Genomic DNA, 17218 nt, shown 5'->3' with positions numbered 1-17218 from the left:
TTGCCGTGGGCGAAGCGCTCTTCGTCCGGGCATGTTCTTCTAGTGAACAATGAGGGAACAATTAAGCAACGAATTTCAGTGCGTCAAGCAATGCCTCATACAATGCCGCCGTTCTGGAGGAGGAATACCTCGACTTTGTCGCCGACACCGATTTCCGGGGCATGGGCCGGCCGATCAATCAGGACATTGCTGGCAGCAAGCGAGGCAAGGGCTCCGCTGTCCTGCAAGGGATGAGGCACGACCTGTCGTCCATCCCAATCGCCTCGCAGAAATTCGCGGCGCGGGCCATTGCCACGAATGGGAGCGGCGGCGGTCGTCGCGACCTTCAGGGGCAACACTTCGCCGGCGCCGTGGAGCTGTCGGAGCAGTGGCAGAAGGAAGTAATAGGCAGTGACGAAGCTGGAGACGGGATTGCCTGGAAGTCCCAGAATGATCTGCGGTCTTGCGGATTTGCCGGGCCGCATACGGGTTGCCACCAGAATCGGCTTTCCTGGCTTTATGGCCACGCGCCAGAAATCGAGATCGGCACCCCATGCTTGCAGAGCAGGGCGGATGAGATCGTGGTCCCCGACGGATGCACCGCCGCTGGTCACGATGACGTCCGCGTCCGCCGCCTCGTCCAAGGCTTGAACAAGAGCTTCCAGGGTGTCCGGGACTGGACCGAGGCGGCTTGTTTCGGCGGAGAGCGGAGCGGCCAGTGCCGTAAGCATCGCGCCGTTGCTGGCCGGGATCTGATGAAGCGCGCAGCCCTCTGGATCGGCCGTGAGCTCATCCCCGGAATCGATCACGACGATGCGGGGTGCTCGGCGGACCGGGAGGTGGCGGTGTCCGGCTGCAATCGCCAGTGCAGCCTGAGCCGGGCCGATCCGTGCTCCCGAGGGGAGCACCTCGTCCCCCTCGCTGAAGTCCATCCCGCGTCGACGGATATGCTTGTCAGGTGGCTGGGGCGCCACGCCGGTGAGCGTCAGGGAGTGCCCGACGAGGGAGACATCCTCTTGGATTATCACAGCGTCGGCACCTGCGGGCAAGGCCGCGCCGGTGGAGATGCGGACCGCTTCGCCCGCGTTCACGTGACCGTCATAAGGATGCCCTGCTGCGCTTTCCCCGACTAGCCGCCAGGGTCCTGCAAGGTTGGCTGCAGCGACGGCGAAGCCATCCATGGCGGAAAGGTCCAACGCTGGCTGCGTTCGGCGCGCGAGCAGCGGATGGGCAAGGAAGTGGCCGACCGCCCCCTCGACATCCACATGGACAACATCGAGCGGCGAAGCGAGAGCGAGCAGCCGCGCCTGGGCATCTTCAAGCGAAAGCAGGGCTTGCTTCACGTACCTAGTCCTGCGCGCGCCAGTGACCGGACTTGCCGCCGCGTTTTTCAATCAAGCGGATGCTGCCGATGACCATCCCCTTGTCCAAAGCTTTCGCCATGTCATAGATTGTGACGAGAGCAATCGAAACCGCTGTGATGGCTTCCATTTCGACACCCGTCCTGCCGCTCAGCGAGACTGTGGCCGTGGCCCTGATGCCGTTATCCTCGAAAGTGAAATCAAGGTTTGCCGCGTTGATCGACAGCGAGTGGCACAGCGGGATCAACTCGGCGGTGCGCTTGGCAGCCATGATGCCGGCGATGCGTGCAGTTCCGACCACGTCGCCCTTGGGAGCATCACCTGCCCTGATCGCGGCGAGGGCGGCCGGGGTCATGCTGATGGAGCCGGATGCGATCGCGACACGAAGCGTCTCGGCCTTTTCGCCCACGTCGACCATGCGGGCTGTACCTTCAGCATCGATATGGCTGAGAGACTGCGTCACCGGCATCTATCTCCTGTCAAGGACCGCCAAGAAGGGCGCGGGTTGCGCCTTCTACGTCGTCCTGCCGCATCAGGCTTTCACCGACCAGGAAGGTGCGCGCGCCGGAAGTCGAGAGGCGGAGGAGGTCGGCATGGGTGTTAATACCGCTTTCGCTGACGAGGAGCGTTCCCTCGGGCGCAAGCGGCGCGAGGCGTTCGGTAATGCCGATGTCGGTGACGAACCGCTTCAAGTCCCGATTGTTCACGCCGATCAGCCGCGACTTCAAACGGCTCGCCCGTTCCATCTCGCGTTCGTCATGAACCTCGACAAGGCAGTCCATTCCACGCTCGTGCGCTGCCGCTTCCAGTTCCAGCATGAGGGTATCATCGATGGCTGCAGCGATAATCAGGATCGCGTCCGCTCCGATCGCGCGCGCTTCGGCAACTTGCCAGGGATCGACCATGAAGTCCTTGCGGATCACCGGCAGGTTGCAGGCTGCACGAGCATCCATGAGGAAATCCTCATGCCCCTGGAAGTATTGGGCATCGGTCAGAACCGAGAGGCATGCCGCGCCGCCCCGCTCGTAAGCGATCGCATGCTCCGCCGGGCGGAAGTCTGCCCGTATGAGGCCCTTCGACGGACTGGCCTTCTTGATTTCCGCGATGAGCGCGAAACCGCCATTCGCGCGGGCGCGCAGCGCCGCCTCGAAGCCCCGCGGAGGCGTCTGTTCACTGGACGCGGCATCGAGGTCTGCGATCGTGGCTAAACCCTTGCGGGCGGCAACCTCCTCGCGCTTCGTCCTGCAGATCTCGATAAGCTTGTCGGACATGGTTTCCTCGTCAGCCGCGCGTCGCAGCTATCCAGCAGTCAAGCAGAGCCTTCGCGAGGCCCTTGTCGATAACCTCGGCAGCTTCTTCCACCCCGGCCGCCCAGCTGTCGACCTCCCCGGCCACCAGCAAGGCTCCGGCGGCATTGAGAAGGACCGCGTCGCGGTACGCACCCGGTTCTCCCATGAGCAGGCGGCGCAGGGCATCCGCATTGTGCGCGGGGTCGCCGCCCCGTATTGCTTCGACCGGGGCTGCCGGAAGGCCAGCGTCCTGCGGGCTGACGCGACGCATGAACAGTTCGCCGGCGCGCACCTCCGCCACTTCGTTGCCGCCGGCCAGGCTCAGTTCGTCCAGCCCTTCGTCCCCTGAAATCACCATCGAATGCTCAGTGCCGAGACGCAGCAGTGCATCCGCATAGATCGGCACATAGGCAGGACGCGCGATGCCTACGAGCTGACGCGACACCTGAGCGGGGTTCGCCAGCGGTCCCATGAGATTGAAGATCGTGCGACGGCCCAGCGCCTTGCGCAGCGGCATGAGGCGACCCATCGCGGGATGATGGCGCGCCGCGAACAGGAAGCCGATGCCAATGTCGGCCAGAGTGGCTTCCGCTGTCTCCACGGCGCGGTCGAGATCGAGGCCCAGTGCTTCCAGCGTGTCGGCTGCCCCCGCCTTTGAGCTGGCGGCGCGGTTGCCATGCTTGGCCACGGGCACGCCGGCAGCAGCCACCACGAGCGACACGGCCGTGGAGACGTTGAGGGTATGGTGGCCGTCACCGCCGGTGCCGCATACATCGATCGCGTTGGCAGGTGCGTTGACCGGCACCATCCGCGCTCGCATGGCGCGCGCAGCGCCAGCTATTTCAGACGCAGTCTCTCCCCGGTCGGAAAGCGCGACGAGGAACTGCGCAACATCATTCTCGACGATCGCACCGTCGAGGATTGCCCCGAAGGCGGTCTCGGCCTCATCCTCGGCAATGGGGTGCAGCGGATCGGGAAGCTTCATGCCGCCTTCGCGGCGCCGATCACGCGGTCAGGCAGGCGGGCTTCGATCCTGCACATCCGCAGGAAGTTCGCGAGCATGGCATGTCCGTGCTGCGTGGCGATGCTTTCGGGATGGAACTGCACGCCGTGGATGGGAAGGCTTGCGTGCCGGAAGCCCATCACGTGTCCATCATCGGACCGGGCGTTAACGACGAGCGCATCGGGGATGTCCTCGACAATCAGCGAGTGATAGCGCGCGGCTTTCATCGGGGAGGGCACGCCTTCGAACAGCCCGGTGCCATCGTGCGTTATCGTCGAGGTCTTGCCGTGCATGAGACCTCCACGCACGACCTTCCCGCCAAAGTGCTGCCCGATCGACTGGTGACCCAGGCAAACTCCGAGCAACGGTATTCCGGCCCGTGCGGCGGCGCCGACCAGATCGAGACTGATGCCCGCCTCGTTCGGAGTGCATGGGCCCGGGGAGACCAGAAGCCCCTTCGCGCCCATGTCCATCGCCAGGTCCACACTGAGTGCGTCGTTGCGCACGACCTGCACCTTGGCACCCAGTTCCATCACATAGTGGACAAGGTTCCAGGTAAAGCTGTCGTAATTGTCGATGACGAGGATCATGGTTTCGCCTTTGCGCGTTTTTCGACAACGATCAAGGGGCCGAGCGGAGGACCGCCGTCGACACGGCCATGCTGCGGGTCCCAGAGCGAGGATACGCTGCCGTCAAGAAACAACGCGTTGGGGCACTTCAAGCCATCGCGGAAGTACCGCGCGAGCTTGCCGAAGGAAACCGGCTCGTCCGAGATCACGAAATGGGCACGTCCCTTCGTGTCGACACCCACACCATTGCGGACCTTCAAAGATTTGCCGGTTTCCGGCAGGCGTGCATCGATCTTTGGATGCAGCTTCCCGGCGATGACGAGCATCGGCCCTGACTGCGTTCCGAAGTCCGGCCGGTCTGTCACACCGCGCAGGAAGTCCTCGGAAGTACGGATACGCCACTTGCCATTCGCATCGCCGTAGAAGACCCCGTTGGGCATGAGGTGGAAATTGCCCCAGCCCTCGTTCGTGTTCAGAGCCTTGCGTCTCACGCCCTCTTCCACGAAGTAGCCGATCGGCAGCCCTCCTGCGTCGAACATGCCGCCATTCACCGCGAAAGCGACTTCGCGGCTGCGTGGGGGCCGGTCCACGGCCAATTGAGACAGGCTGCGATAGGGAGCGCCGCCCTTGGGTCCAAGCACGGCATGAATGGAGTGACGTCCTGGCACAGCCGTGCAGTGGGTGAAGCTCGCGCTCTCGAACGTTTCTCCGATGCAAGGTGGCGGCGGCGGAACCTCGGCCCGTGGTGCCGTCTCCGACGAGCACGCGGCGAGCAGCGCGAGCACCGCAGTCGCGGCTCCTCGCACGGGAAGGTTCACTGTCCGAACCCGGGTTCCCCGGCTACCCGCAGAGCTTCGCGCGCGGCGGCAAAGAGAGCGCCGCTTTTGGCCTCGCATTCGCGCTGCTCGTACTCAGGGTCACTGTCGGCAACGATGCCGGCTCCCGCCTGGACGTGGAGGATACCGTCCTTGAGCACGCCGGTGCGCAGGACGATGCAACTGTCGACCGAGCCGTCAGGTGCGAAATAGCCGACGCCGCCCGCATAGGCGCCGCGGGTTTCCGGTTCGAGCTCGGCGATAATCTCGCATGCACGAACCTTGGGCGCTCCTGAGACTGTACCGGCCGGAAAGCCCGCGAGCACGGCGTCGATCGCATCGTGCCCATCCGCATCGAGTTGTCCGACCACGTTTGAGACGATGTGCATGACGTGGCTGTAGCGCTCGATGGTGTAGCTGTCCGTCACTTCCACGGTGCCGGCCTGTGCGACACGGCCAACGTCGTTGCGCCCGAGGTCGAGCAGCATGAGATGCTCCGCCCGTTCTTTCGGATCGGCAAGGAGGCCGGCTTCGTTGGCCTTGTCTTCGGCGGGTGTTCCGCCGCGAGGGCGGGTTCCCGCGATCGGGCGGATGGTGACTTCTCCATCTCGCACCCGAACGAGGATCTCCGGGCTCGAGCCGATCAGGGCGAAGCCGGGAAGATCGAGGAAGTAGAGGAATGGAGACGGGTTCACGCGGCGCAGGGCGCGGTAGAGCGCAATCGGCGGTAGCGGAAATTCGCAGGTGAAGCGCTGCGCAAGCACCACCTGGAAGATGTCGCCAGCCTCGATATAGGCCTTGGCTCTGAGCGCCATGGCCTTGTAGTCCTCGGCCGGTAGCACGGGATTGCGGATCGGCTCCGGCAAGCTGGAGGGGAGTGCCGATCGAGGCGCCGGTCCTGCAAGACGGCTAAGGGCTTCGTCGATCCGGTCAACCGCGCGTTGCACCGCCTCAGTAGGCCGCCCGCTTCCCGGCCAGACTGGCGCAACGCAGAACAGCTCGTCCGAAAGACGATCGAATACCAGGATCAACGAGGGACGGACGAAAAGCATGTCCGGCAGTTCGAGCGAGCTCTGCGGCGCGCGGGGCAGCTTCTCGACCAGCCCGATCGTCTCGTAGCCGAAGTAACCGACAAGGCAGGACAGGGCGCGCGGGAGTTCCGCGGGAACATCGCAGCGGCAGCTGTCCACAAGCGCGCGTAGTTCAGTCAGGCTGTCGCCCGCAAGGCCAGAGAAGGCTGAACGATCCTCCCGCCATTGCCGGTTGATCTCGCATGATGCGCCGCTTGCGCGAAACACCAGGTCCGGATCCAGACCGAGCAGGCTGTAGCGCCCACGCGTCTCGCCGCCTTCTACGGACTCGAGCAGGAAATCGCCCCGGCCGTCCTCGAACAGCTTGAGCGCGGCGCCGACAGGCGTCTCGGTGTCGGCCACAAGGCGGCGCCAGACAAGGGCAGGGCTACCCTTCGCGAGCTGCTCCAATGCTGCCGAACGATCCGATTCGCGCTCCATGTCCTGCTTTCTCTGAGGGAGTGTCAGTTGGCGGCTGCACTGCCGGCGAGCTGGTCGCGAACGGCCTTGATCGCTGCGGCATTGCGCTTGACGCCCACATCCTTGCGTACAGCCTTGCCGAACGCGTCGGCGTAGGCCTGTCCGACCTGATCGCCCAGCTCGTTGCGGGTGTTTTTCACGAGATCGGACGATTCGACCTTGCCGGGTACGATGTCCTTCAGGAGTACCAAGAACCAGCCCCGTTCTCCTGCCGCCGACTGCACCTTCACGGTTCCCTTCGACATGTGGAACAGCAGGGAAACCGGCGGCGGGACCTCGCGGCGGGCATTGATCGCAGCTGCCAGCGTTGCTCGCGACATCGAAACCTGCTGGGGCGCGGGTAGCTTTTTGCCCGAGGCGGCAATGACCTGCTCGACGGTGCGGCCCTTGCGGATCTCCGCCTGCATGCGAATTGCCGCAGCCTTCGCCGCCTTCGAACCGGCATCGATTGCCCACGCGAGCTTCACATCGTCCTTGATCTGCGCGAGGGGAGCGGGAGCCGAAGGCGCGATATCGGTGATGTCGAAAATAGCGAAGGTCTTCCCGCGCTCGACTTCGGCGACCTGTGGCTGCTCCTGGTCCATCTTAAACGCGGTCTCAAGCACGGGGCGCAACTGGTCAGGCACGGTCTTGCCTGGCTGCAGGTAGATGTTGCCGTCTGCGGTCACGGGCGGAAGGGTCTGCACCTGAGCGCCTACCGACTTGGCCACCTCGTTGAGGTTCGCGCCGTCCGCGAACTGCTGCTCGATGCGGCTGAAAGCGTCGGTGAATGCGCTGCGGCGCTTCTCCAAGGCGATCTGCTCCGACAGTTCTCCGCGAACCTCCGCAAGCGTGCGGGCGGGTGTCTTCTGCTCCTGATCCACGCGGATGACGTGCCAGCCCAGCACGCTCTTCTGCGGGGCGGCCAGCTTTCCGATGGGTGCCGCGAAGACGGCCTGCGCAACGGCGGGCGAAAACTGTGTAGAGAGTTGCTCGCGCCCGAAGAACTCCAGCGGAGCGGCCGTCAGGCCTTTCTCGCGGGCAGCGACCTCGAGCGACTTGCCGCCCTGGACTTCGGCCACGACTGCCTTGGCGGCGGCTTCCGTGGGCACGATCAGCTGCGTGATCTTGCGGTTGTCGGCCGCGCCGTAAGCCGCTTTGTTGGCCTGGTACCGAGCGGCGATCTCCGCCTCGGTGGGAGCTGCAGGAGCCTTGATCGCGTCCTCGCCCACGGTGGCGTAGCGGATCGTCCGGCGCTCCGGCCGAATGAACTGATTGGAATTAGCCTTGTAGAACGCAGCAAGTTCCGCATCGCCCGGCTGCTTCTCCGGTGTGAACAGCAGGGAAGGCAGGGCGATCACGGTTCCGCTGCGACTTTCGTCAAGAAGCGCTGCGTAGCGGGTTGCGGCGTACTGCGAGATCGCCGACCCTACCTGAGCGGGAGCCATCAACTGGCGCGCGACGAGGCTTTCGCGAATATCGCCGCGAAGGGCCTGTTCCGAAATCCGCTGCTGAGCAAGCGCCTGGCGGAAGACGTTCTGGTCGAACTTACCGTCCACCCCTTGGAACGCCGGTATCTGCGCAAGTTCGCTGTCGACGAGCCGATCGCTGGCCTCGATGCCGTTGCTTTTGCCGAACGCGAAGAGAGCGGCGCGGTCGATGAGATCGCCGAGCACCTGCTCCACCGCGCCTTGTTCCAGCAGAACTTTCATCGTGAGATTCGGGTTTTGCTGCTGGACGCGCTCCAAGGCGCGCTTCGTGCCCTGCTCGAGCGCCTCGGCAGTCACATCCTCGTCGCCTACCTTGGCGACGGAGGCGTCCGCACCGAGGCCGGAACTGGTATTGAACCCGGCTATGTCGCCGCTTGCGAACGCCAGGGCGATGACGCCCAGCACCAGCAGGCCGATGATGGCGCCGACTTTGGATTTGAGGAACGAGCGAAAGAAATGGAGCATGGACCGTGCCGATCAGCGATAGCTTTGCGAGAGCCCGGATAAACCCGGCCCGTCACCTATGAAACGGGCGCAGGCTTTAGGGGGCCCTGACGCATCCTGCAATGCCGCTTCGATCTTGCGCCGGCAAAAGCAGCCGCTGGCGAAGTCTGTTGCATTATGGTGATATCTGTCGGGTATCGCTGGACTGAACCGCCGATGAATTTTGACAAGCCATGGCGCACTGGCCTAGCTGCGCTGCAACACGGATCATCTGATTCCCTTGGACAGCGCCGGGCGGTCCAGGGTCGGCCTAAAGGATCCGCACCGGGCTCCTTTCAGGACTCGGCCGAGAATTGACAATAGGAATTCACATGGCTGCATTGCCTTACATCGTCGGTAACTGGAAAATGAACGGCACGCGCGCGATGCTCAACGAGGCGCGCGCGATCGACCGGGCTGCCGCACGCTTTCCGAAGGTGCAGGTGGCCGTCGCGCCGCCAGCGACTCTGCTTTACCGCACGCGCGATGCGGTCGAGCTCATCGGCGTGGGCGGGCAGGATTGCCATCACAAGGAAAGTGGGGCCTTTACGGGCGATATCTCGGCCCCCATGCTCAAGGATGCAGGCGCGGACTTTACGCTCGTCGGTCATTCCGAGCGGCGTGAGTACCATTCGGAAAGCGATGCTGATGTGAAGGCAAAGGCGGAGGCTGCGCTTTCGGCGGGCCTCGCCGTGATCCTGTGCGTCGGAGAGACGGAGAGCCAGCGCGATGCCGGGGACGCCGAAGCGGTCGTCGGCAGCCAGTTGGAGGGATCATGCCCGCGAACTGACGGCGCGGTTGACAAGCTTTCCATCGCTTATGAGCCCGTATGGGCGATCGGGACCGGCCGCGTTCCATCTGTCGAAGACGTGGCGGCAATGCACGCCTCGATTCGCGCAAGGCTCGTCGCCATCTACGGAGATGCCGGGGCGGACCTGCGCATCCTCTACGGCGGATCGGTCAAGGCGGAGAACGCCGGTGAGTTGCTGGCCATCCCCGACGTCGGCGGTGCGCTTGTCGGCGGGGCGAGCCTTACGGCCGAAAGCTTCCTAGCGATTGTCGGTGCTGCTGCCTCGATGGGCGCTGACTGATATCACCGGACCGGGCAGGGCCGTTTCACGGACTGTCTTCCGACTATCCAGGTCTGGCGGGTTGCGCCCGGACGCGCCAGCGCTTATCTGCGCGGCGAATGATGCGGGTGCGTAGCCCGACAGAAGGCTGAAACGAAGATGTTCCTTTTTCTGACCGTGGTCCAGGCGCTGGTCGCCGCGCTGCTTGTGGGTGTGATTCTTGTCCAGAAGTCCGAAGGCGGCGGGCTGGGTGTCGGTGGCAGCCCTTCGGGTCTCATGTCGGCAAGAGGTGCAGCCAATTTTCTGACGCGGGCGACTTCGGTTTTGGCGACGCTTTTCGTGGTGCTGAGCATTTTGCTCGCCGCGCTTGCAGTAAACGAAACCACGGGGCGAGATATCGACACCTCGCTGGAGCGCAATACCGCACCTGCAGCGCCTGCGCAGCCGGCCGACCCGCTGGCAGGTTCTGCGAACCCGGCTGCGACTCCCGTCCAGGCTCCGGCTGAAGCGCCGGCAGGTGGTCAGGACGTTCCTGCCGACCCACTTTCGGGTGCTGCCAAGCAGTAACCGCGATAGACGCCTCCGGGCGTTTCACCGTAAACGAAATGCCGTCTGGCGCTGTCAGACGGCATTTCCTTGTGTTTGACCTGTGGAATGAGGCTCCTGGCGCTTGCCTGAGGGCCCCCATGCAATTTAAGGGCCGACTCCCATGGCGCGGCATATCTTCATCACCGGCGGCGTGGTCTCCTCGCTGGGCAAGGGCCTCATGGCGGCAAGCCTTGCGGCGCTTCTCCAGGCGCGCGGCTACAAGGTTCGCATCCGCAAGTTCGATCCCTATCTGAACGTCGACCCGGGAACCATGAGCCCCTACCAGCACGGTGAGGTCTTCGTGACGGACGACGGCGCGGAAACCGATCTGGACCTTGGGCATTACGAGCGGTTCACCGGGGTGTCCGGCCGCAAGGCCGATAACATCACGTCGGGTCGGATCTATCAGGACATCATCGCCAAGGAGCGTCGCGGCGACTACCTTGGCGCCACCGTCCAGGTCATCCCGCACGTCACGGATGCGATCAAGGACTTCGCGCTGACCGAAACCGAGGATCTTGATTTCGTGCTTTGCGAAATCGGGGGCACGGTAGGCGACATCGAGGGACTGCCTTTCGTCGAGGCAATGCGCCAGCTGCGCAACGAACTTGGACGCGAACAGACCTGCTTCGTCCACGTGACCTTGGTGCCTTACATCGCGGCTGCGGGTGAGCTGAAAACCAAGCCGACGCAGCACTCCGTTCGCGAGTTGACGGGTCTCGGCATACAGCCCGACATTCTCCTTTGCCGGGCCGATCGCGAACTGCCTGAGAGCGAGCGGCGCAAGATTGCCCTGTTCTGCAACGTGCGGCCGCAGGCCGTCATCCAGGCGCTCGACGCACCGAACATCTACGCCGTTCCCCTGCAGTATCACCGTGAGGGCCTTGATGCGGAAGTCCTGCATCACTTCGGGATGCTCGAATCGGCCACGCCGCCCGAGCTTTCACGTTGGGATGACATCACCGATCGCTACCAGAACCCCGAGGGCGAGGTGACGATCGGCGTGGTTGGCAAGTACGTCGGCCTGCAGGATGCGTACAAGTCACTCAACGAGGCGCTTGTCCATGGCGGCATGGCCAATCGGGTGAAAGTCAACGTCCGCTGGATCGACGCGGAGATTTTCGAGCAGGAAGACGCTGCCATCGCGGCCGCGCTCGAGCCCATGCACGGGATCCTCGTGCCCGGTGGCTTCGGCGAGCGCGGGACGGAAGGCAAGATCGCATCGGTTCGCTTCGCGCGCGAGCGCGGCGTTCCATTCTTCGGAATCTGCCTTGGCATGCAGATGGCTTGCATCGAAGGTGCACGCGCTGCGGGTATCGAGAAGGCAAGCTCTACCGAGTTCGGTCCCACGGAAGAGCCGGTCGTTGGCATCATCACTGAATGGATGACCGAGGACGGCCTGCAGACCCGCGCGGAGGGCGGCGATCTTGGCGGCACCATGCGTTTGGGGGCATACCCGGCGGCACTTTCTCCCAACAGTCATGTGGCGGCAATCTACGGATCGACCGAGATCAGCGAGCGCCATCGCCATCGCTACGAAGTCAATGGGTCCTATCGCGAGGCGCTGGAGGGCGACGGCCTGATCTTCTCGGGCATGTCGCCGGACGGTCTGTTGCCAGAGATTGTGGAACGTCCGGAGCATCCCTGGTTTGTCGGCGTGCAGTTCCACCCCGAGCTGAAGTCACGGCCATTCGAACCGCACCCGCTGTTCTCCGGCTTCATTGCCGCGGCACTGCGCCAGGCGAGGCTCGTCTGAGGGTTTAACCATGAAAGAGATCGGCGTCGGCATCATCGGCAACGGGATGGCGACCCGGGTCTTTCATGTGCCCTACATCCGGGCTTGCGAGCAGCTGGACCTGAAAGCCGTCGTGTCGCGGAGGCCCCAAACGGAACCACCTTGCGATGGAATCGCGGTTGTTTCGGATGTGGATACATTGCTGGCGGATCCCGCGATCGCCCTGGTGGTTATTGCGACGCCTAGTGACACGCATGCGGACATTGCCCGTAAGGTGATCGAGGCCGGGCGACATGTTGTCGTCGAAAAGCCTTTCACGTTGCAACTGACGCAGGCTCAGGCCCTCGTCGAGCTTGCGCGTGAACGAGGGGTTGTTCTCAGTGTCTTCCACAATCGGCGGTGGGACACGGACTTCATGGCCGTTCGCGCAGCCATCGACGAAGGCCTGATCGGGCGAGTAGTTCACTTCGAATCGCACTTCGACCGGTTCCGCCCAAACGTTCGTGATCGGTGGAGGGAGGACGGCAGTCCGGGCTCCGGAGTCTGGTTCGACCTCGGTCCTCATCTTGTCGACCAGGTCATCCAGATCTTCGGGCCCCCAAGTGCGGTGACCGCAGATATCGACATGCTCCGTGACGGAAGCGCGGCGGCGGACTGGGCCCATATCGTCCTTCAGTATCCGGGCATGCGGGCGGTTCTTCATGCCGGAATGTGTGTCGCTGGCGGAGAGCCGCGTTTTCGCGTCCACGGCATACGTGGCACGCTGCTCAAGCAGAAGCTCGATCCGCAGGAGGGGCAGTCCGTCGCGGGACTTTCGCCTGCTCACGAGAGTTGGGGGCTGGACACAGACCCGCTCCTCGTAATCGATGGCGAGGGCCAGTCACGCTCGCTGCCTGCTCCTCGCGGTTCGCAGCAACGTTTCTACACCATGATGGCTGAGGCATGTCTTGGCGTCGGACCGCCACCTGCCTCTTCGGCGGAGATACTGGCAGTCCAGCAGGTGATCGAAGCGGCGCTTGTATCCACCAGTGAAAGGCGAACAGTCGATCTATCGCTTCAGATCTCGCGATAGCGCCGTCCCGTCGCCTCATGAACATGCGCTGGGGCAGGGTTCTTCCCTGAAGACCGGCGACAACCCAAGGCAACACAGAAGGGCGGCCCGGACAACGGACCGCCCCGATTAGGTCACATGTTTATCAAGAAGGCGCCCACCTAAAGGGACGGAGGTGGGCACCTGCGCTCCGGGTCAGGCAGCAGCCGACTCTTCCGCGCCATCCGCTTCGACAACCATGAGCCGGTTGCCGCCGATCGCCACCTTCTTTGGCTTCATGGCCTCGGGAACCTCTCGGACAAGGTCGATCACGAGGAGGCCGTCAGCAAGGTCGGCGCTGTCGACGCGGACATAGTCCGCCAGTTCAAACCGACGTTCGAAGCCGCGCTGGGCGATACCGACGTGCAGGAACTCGCCCTCGGTGCCTTCATCGGGCTTCTGGCCCTTGACCACCAGAAGGTTCGCCTGCGCCGTGATGTCGATATCGGCCGCCTTGAAGCCCGCGACGGCGAGCGTGATACGATAGGCGTCCTGTCCGCGACGCTCGATATTGAACGGCGGGTACTTGTCGCCCGTGCTCGCACGTCCCTGGTTCTCGATCATGTCGAACAGGCGGTCGAAGCCGACCATGGTGCGGCGGTAGGGCGTGAAGTCGATACGGTTCATGACAAAAATCCTCCTATGAGCAATCTTCGTAATCGAGGCCCGACGATCGGCGCCTCGCTTGATGAGCCATCCCCATGGCGGGCCATGACTCGACTTCCTAGATATGATAGCCCGCGTGCCTTTCAAGGCCCGCGTAACCCACCGCTTGCAAGGCCGAGCGTTCGTGAAGGAGCTTCCAAAATGACCCAGCCCAGGATCGAGATCTATACGAAGTGGGGCTGCCCCTACTGTGTCGCAGCGAAGTCGCTGCTGGACGGGAAGGGCGTGTCCTACGAGGAGTACGATGTGACTATGGGCGGGCCCAAGCGCGCAGAGATGGTGGAGCGGGTTCCGGGTGCAGTGACCGTTCCCCAGGTTCTTGTCGATAACAAGCCATACGGCGGTTACGACGACATCAGCGCTCTCGACCGTCAAGGCAAGCTCGACGCCGTCCTGGGGCTTTGAGCGATGGTCCGCGCCGCATTGTTGCAGATGACGACCGGCATCGATCCAGGCGCGAACGGCAAGGTCATTGTCGACGCCGTTGCAGCGGCGCGGACTGGCGGTGCCGAAATGCTTTTCACACCCGAGATGTCGGGCTTGCTTGATCGCCAGAGGGATCGCGCACGCTCTTCGATCAGGGCGGAGAGCGAGGACACTGTCCTGATCCAGGTACGCGAGGCTGCCAGACGCCATGGCATGTGGGTACACATCGGATCGCTGGCGGTGCAGCGTCCGGACGGCATGTTGGCGAACCGAGCCTTCGTTGTCGACAGTAGCGGCGAAATTCGGGCTCGCTACGACAAGATGCACATGTTCGATGTCGATCTGGCATCAGGAGAAACATGGCGGGAATCCAGCGCCTATCACCCGGGGGACGAGGTAGTCACGGTCGAGACCCCGGTCGGCCGCGTTGGACTTGCCATCTGCTACGACGTGCGTTTTCCCGCCCTCTTCGAAGCCTTGGGGCGGGCCCGTTGTGATGTGATCGCGATTCCGGCTGCCTTCACCGTTCCCACCGGGCGGGCACACTGGCACCTTCTGCAGCGGGCTAGAGCGGTGGAAGCCAGCGCTTACGTGCTATCGGCGGCGCAGGTAGGGCGCCATCAAGACGGGCGCGAAACCTTCGGGCACTCGATTGCGGTTGATCCTTGGGGCGAGGTAATTCTGGACATGGGCGGTGCGCTGGACGGCAGAGGCGCTGGGTTGGGCTTCGTGGATGTCGATCACGCCCGGATCGCTGAAGTGAGATCGCAGCTTCCGAGCCTTGCCAACCGACGGCCGGTCGCCACATAGGCACTCGATGATCGTCTACGACCTGGAATGCCGCACCGGGCAACACCGATTCGAGGGCTGGTTCAAATCCTCGGACGACTATACGCGCCAGCAGGAGCGAGGCTATGTGTCCTGCCCCCATTGCGGCTCCGGTGAAGTCGGCAAGGCAGTCCAGGCACCCCGTCTCGCTCGTAAGGGCAACCAGTTGCCGGAAGGCCAGGCCGGTCGCCCCGCGCCCGTGCCAGCGCCGTCGTCGAAAATGACTGCGATCGCACCTGCACCAGTACCGGAACCACCGCCGCAGGTTGTTGAAATGATCCAGACTCTTGCGAAGTTGCAGGCGGCAGCACTGGAATCCTCGCGGTTCGTCGGAGACAAGTTCGCCGACAATGCCCGCGCTATCCACTACGGAGAATCGGAAGCCGAAAGCATCCATGGCCAGGCGACGGTCGAGGAAGCGCGCGAACTCGTCGATGAGGGGATCGCTGTACTGCCGCTTCTGCTTCCCGTGGTTCCTCCGGAAAAGGCGAACTGAGGCGTCAATTCCTGCGCTTGCGGCGATTGCCAAGGCTGAACATGCAAGCTAGGACGCGCTCGAGTGCGCCCGTAGCTCAGCAGGATAGAGCACCAGATTCCTAATCTGGGGGCCACAGGTTCGAATCCTGTCGGGCGCACCATTTCGGTTCAAAACCACGAACGCCTAGCACCGCCGCCTCTACGCCAGAGGCGGCGGTCAAGGTTCTAAGCAGTTCGCTGCGCTGACCGCGGATGCGGACCTCGGTCTTACTGATCACTTCGACTCGTTGCGCAACGGCACGGATATGGTCGCGAGCGAACGACCCATCGTTGTTGCGCAGCTTCTTGCGGGCCGCCTTCGCGAAGGCCCGAAGACTTTCCGGTGTGATTGCCGGACCAATCTTTTCGATGTGCGATACCGCACGGTCAGCGTCGCCGCGCGCCTGATCCCGGGTTGCGGCCAGTTCGGCAATGCGGTCCTTGAGCGACGGGTCGCTCATATCGAGCACGCCATTCTCGATGGCCTCGTAGAGCCGCTTGAGCTTGGCTTCGGCTTCCGTCGCCCGGCGCTCAAGATCGGCAACGTGCAGTCGGCGCTGGGCGACCCAGTCGTCCCTGCGTTCGAGGATCTGGTCCATAAGCGCTTCCAGCCGCACCGGTTCAAGCAGCCGCTTCTCGATATGCGCGATGACGGCGTCGTTCAGCCGGTCCATGGGCACGGTGATGCCGGGGCAACCCTTCACGCCCTGTCGGGCCTTGGTCGCGCAGGTGTAGTACCGATATTCCTTGCCGGTGTTGCTGGTCCCGGTCCGCAGCGTCATCGCGCCGCCGCAGCAAGCGCAGAAGCAGATGCCTGTAAGCAGTGTAGGACCACCCACTGCCATCGGCGGCATCATCTTCGGGCTTCGCGCCTTCAGCGACCGCTGCACGGTTTCGAACTCAACCTCTGAGATGATAGCCGGCACTTCCATGATCGCATGCTCGCTCTCCGGCTTGGGCCGCCGGGTCTTGTGATCGCGCGTATTGAACCGGTGTTGGCCGATATAGGTCGTGCGGGTCAGTATTTGGTGAACAGCTCCCACACCCCATCGCCCACCATCACGGGTGCGGATGTTGTTCTCGTTGAGCCAGCTCGCAATCGCCTTGAGTCCCATCGGCCCGCGATCTTCAACCCCGTTCAACGCCATTCGGTAAATGCGCCGCACCGTTTCAGCCTGAATCGGATCGACTTCCAGCGCCTTTTTGATCTTTGCCCCGCGCTGCCCGGCTGCCACGATCCGGTAGCCGATCGGTGCCCGTGCGCCATTCCAGAAGCCCTGCCGGGCGTTCTCGTTCATGGCGCGCAGGGTGTGCTTGCCGTTCTCCTTCGACTGATACTCGTCGAACAGGGTCATGATCTGCCGCATCATGACACTCATCGGATCATCGCCAAGGTCCTGGGTGATCGAGACAAGCCTAACCCCGTTCTTGGCCAGCTTGCGGACATAGAACTCGAATTGGAACTGATCGCGGAAGAAGCGCGAGAAACTGTGAACGACGATCACGGTAAACGCAGGCGGCTTGCTCATCGCCGCTTCGATCATCGCCTGGAATGCAGGTCGGCGATCATCGGTGGCAGTGTTACCCGGTTCGACGAATGTGTCAGCAACCTCCCAGCCGCGTGACAGACAATAGCTTTCGATCTGACGACGCTGGTCAGGGATCGACAGGTCGCTTTCGGCCTGTTTGCTGGTCGAGACGCGCAGATAAAGCGCAGCGCGCGCGGTGGTGGCAACCGGCACCACCTCCTGATCCGGTCGGCGGGCCGTGCTGGTCATGGC

17 protein-coding genes and 1 tRNA gene are annotated in these 17218 nt (G+C 63.4%); 8 read left to right on the top strand and 10 right to left on the bottom strand.

All coding sequences use genetic code 11. The annotated features are described in order from the left end of the window. Positions 1-95 precede the first annotated feature (95 nt). Genes GR702_RS03465 through GR702_RS03430 form a run of 8 tightly spaced genes read right to left on the bottom strand, consistent with a single transcriptional unit; the run spans position 96 to position 8500 of the window. Positions 96-1322 carry a molybdopterin-binding protein gene (locus tag GR702_RS03465; protein WP_160984579.1) on the bottom strand — a complete coding sequence of 409 codons (1227 nt, stop codon included), beginning with the start codon at positions 1320-1322 and terminating at the stop codon, positions 96-98. A gap of 4 nt (positions 1323-1326) precedes the next feature. Further along, positions 1327-1803: a cyclic pyranopterin monophosphate synthase MoaC gene (gene moaC / locus GR702_RS03460; RefSeq protein ID WP_160984861.1), complete on the bottom strand. Its 477-nt coding sequence runs from the start codon at positions 1801-1803 to the stop codon at positions 1327-1329. A gap of 16 nt (positions 1804-1819) precedes the next feature. Then, entirely contained in the window at positions 1820-2611 is a 792-nt protein-coding gene (gene trpC, locus GR702_RS03455; protein ID WP_160984578.1) for an indole-3-glycerol phosphate synthase TrpC, read from the bottom strand. Positions 2612-2621: 10 nt separating this feature from the next. Then, positions 2622-3614, bottom strand: a complete 993-nt coding sequence (trpD, locus tag GR702_RS03450; RefSeq protein WP_160984577.1) for an anthranilate phosphoribosyltransferase — start codon at positions 3612-3614, stop codon at positions 2622-2624. Beyond that, a complete protein-coding gene (locus GR702_RS03445) occupies positions 3611-4222 on the bottom strand; it encodes an anthranilate synthase component II (RefSeq protein ID WP_160984576.1) in 612 nt (203 codons plus the stop codon). Before GR702_RS03445 ends, trpD begins: the two co-directional genes overlap by 4 nt. Further along, entirely contained in the window at positions 4219-5019 is an 801-nt protein-coding gene (locus GR702_RS03440; RefSeq protein ID WP_337192513.1) for a phosphodiester glycosidase family protein, read from the bottom strand. The genes GR702_RS03445 and GR702_RS03440 overlap by 4 nt, the downstream gene beginning before the upstream one ends. Beyond that, positions 5016-6527 (bottom strand): anthranilate synthase component I family protein, encoded by a 1512-nt coding sequence (locus GR702_RS03435; protein WP_160984574.1) that lies wholly within the window; start codon positions 6525-6527, stop codon positions 5016-5018. Before GR702_RS03435 ends, GR702_RS03440 begins: the two co-directional genes overlap by 4 nt. A gap of 23 nt (positions 6528-6550) precedes the next feature. Beyond that, positions 6551-8500 (bottom strand): peptidylprolyl isomerase, encoded by a 1950-nt coding sequence (locus tag GR702_RS03430; RefSeq protein ID WP_160984573.1) that lies wholly within the window; start codon positions 8498-8500, stop codon positions 6551-6553. A 350-nt stretch (positions 8501-8850) separates the two neighbouring features. On the opposite strand from GR702_RS03430, the gene tpiA reads away from it, so the two are divergent. The 4 genes from tpiA to GR702_RS03410 all read left to right on the top strand — a co-directional run bounded on the left by tpiA (position 8851) and on the right by GR702_RS03410 (position 12983). Beyond that, positions 8851-9609, top strand: a complete 759-nt coding sequence (tpiA, locus tag GR702_RS03425; protein WP_160984572.1) for a triose-phosphate isomerase — start codon at positions 8851-8853, stop codon at positions 9607-9609. A 138-nt stretch (positions 9610-9747) separates the two neighbouring features. Then, positions 9748-10155 (top strand): preprotein translocase subunit SecG, encoded by a 408-nt coding sequence (gene secG, locus GR702_RS03420; RefSeq protein WP_160984571.1) that lies wholly within the window; start codon positions 9748-9750, stop codon positions 10153-10155. A 142-nt stretch (positions 10156-10297) separates the two neighbouring features. After that, complete coding sequence (locus GR702_RS03415) at positions 10298-11932, top strand: CTP synthase (protein ID WP_160984570.1); 1635 nt, start codon at positions 10298-10300, stop codon at positions 11930-11932. A 10-nt stretch (positions 11933-11942) separates the two neighbouring features. Further along, on the top strand, positions 11943-12983 hold the full coding sequence (locus tag GR702_RS03410) for an oxidoreductase (protein WP_160984569.1): 1041 nt from the start codon (positions 11943-11945) through the stop codon (positions 12981-12983). Between the two features lie 174 nt (positions 12984-13157). Here GR702_RS03410 and GR702_RS03405 read toward each other — a convergent pair whose 3' ends face one another. After that, positions 13158-13628, bottom strand: coding sequence for an Hsp20 family protein (locus GR702_RS03405; protein ID WP_160984568.1), 471 nt, complete (start codon positions 13626-13628; stop codon positions 13158-13160). Between the two features lie 180 nt (positions 13629-13808). Between GR702_RS03405 and grxC the strand changes: the two genes are divergently transcribed. The 4 genes from grxC (at position 13809) to GR702_RS03385 (ending at position 15559) form a co-directional block, all read left to right on the top strand. Next, positions 13809-14072, top strand: a complete 264-nt coding sequence (gene grxC / locus GR702_RS03400; RefSeq protein ID WP_160984567.1) for a glutaredoxin 3 — start codon at positions 13809-13811, stop codon at positions 14070-14072. 3 nt (positions 14073-14075) lie between these two features. Next, positions 14076-14903 carry a carbon-nitrogen hydrolase family protein gene (locus GR702_RS03395; RefSeq protein WP_160984566.1) on the top strand — a complete coding sequence of 276 codons (828 nt, stop codon included), beginning with the start codon at positions 14076-14078 and terminating at the stop codon, positions 14901-14903. A gap of 7 nt (positions 14904-14910) precedes the next feature. Then, positions 14911-15417 carry a DUF1178 family protein gene (locus GR702_RS03390; protein ID WP_160984565.1) on the top strand — a complete coding sequence of 169 codons (507 nt, stop codon included), beginning with the start codon at positions 14911-14913 and terminating at the stop codon, positions 15415-15417. Positions 15418-15482: 65 nt separating this feature from the next. Then, a tRNA-Arg gene (locus GR702_RS03385) sits at positions 15483-15559 on the top strand. Here GR702_RS03385 and GR702_RS03380 read toward each other — a convergent pair. Continuing rightward, on the bottom strand, positions 15518-17215 hold the full coding sequence (locus tag GR702_RS03380; protein WP_160984860.1) for a recombinase family protein: 1698 nt from the start codon (positions 17213-17215) through the stop codon (positions 15518-15520). The two genes, GR702_RS03385 and GR702_RS03380, sit on opposite strands and share 42 nt — an antisense overlap. Between the last annotated feature and the right edge of the window lie 3 nt (positions 17216-17218).

This window comes from Novosphingobium silvae (assembly GCF_009856825.1).
Lineage (GTDB): Bacteria > Pseudomonadota > Alphaproteobacteria > Sphingomonadales > Sphingomonadaceae > Novosphingobium > Novosphingobium silvae.
Note: the sequence above shows the minus strand (reverse complement) of the source record. Positions and strands in the feature narration are given on the sequence as shown.

What these genes read in the sequence shown, in the direction of transcription:
- GR702_RS03380 (WP_160984860.1), bottom strand. Translation starts at nt 17,215, where the DNA reads ATGACCAGCACGGCCCGCCGACCGGATCAGGAGGTGGTGCCGGTTGCC.
- GR702_RS03430 (WP_160984573.1), bottom strand. Translation starts at nt 8,500, where the DNA reads ATGCTCCATTTCTTTCGCTCGTTCCTCAAATCCAAAGTCGGCGCCATC.
- GR702_RS03445 (WP_160984576.1), bottom strand. Translation starts at nt 4,222, where the DNA reads ATGATCCTCGTCATCGACAATTACGACAGCTTTACCTGGAACCTTGTC.
- grxC (WP_160984567.1), top strand. Translation starts at nt 13,809, where the DNA reads ATGACCCAGCCCAGGATCGAGATCTATACGAAGTGGGGCTGCCCCTAC.
- GR702_RS03405 (WP_160984568.1), bottom strand. Translation starts at nt 13,628, where the DNA reads ATGAACCGTATCGACTTCACGCCCTACCGCCGCACCATGGTCGGCTTC.
- secG (WP_160984571.1), top strand. Translation starts at nt 9,748, where the DNA reads ATGTTCCTTTTTCTGACCGTGGTCCAGGCGCTGGTCGCCGCGCTGCTT.
- GR702_RS03395 (WP_160984566.1), top strand. Translation starts at nt 14,076, where the DNA reads ATGGTCCGCGCCGCATTGTTGCAGATGACGACCGGCATCGATCCAGGC.
- trpC (WP_160984578.1), bottom strand. Translation starts at nt 2,611, where the DNA reads ATGTCCGACAAGCTTATCGAGATCTGCAGGACGAAGCGCGAGGAGGTT.
- trpD (WP_160984577.1), bottom strand. Translation starts at nt 3,614, where the DNA reads ATGAAGCTTCCCGATCCGCTGCACCCCATTGCCGAGGATGAGGCCGAG.
- GR702_RS03415 (WP_160984570.1), top strand. Translation starts at nt 10,298, where the DNA reads ATGGCGCGGCATATCTTCATCACCGGCGGCGTGGTCTCCTCGCTGGGC.
- GR702_RS03410 (WP_160984569.1), top strand. Translation starts at nt 11,943, where the DNA reads ATGAAAGAGATCGGCGTCGGCATCATCGGCAACGGGATGGCGACCCGG.
- GR702_RS03435 (WP_160984574.1), bottom strand. Translation starts at nt 6,527, where the DNA reads ATGGAGCGCGAATCGGATCGTTCGGCAGCATTGGAGCAGCTCGCGAAG.
- GR702_RS03390 (WP_160984565.1), top strand. Translation starts at nt 14,911, where the DNA reads ATGATCGTCTACGACCTGGAATGCCGCACCGGGCAACACCGATTCGAG.
- tpiA (WP_160984572.1), top strand. Translation starts at nt 8,851, where the DNA reads ATGGCTGCATTGCCTTACATCGTCGGTAACTGGAAAATGAACGGCACG.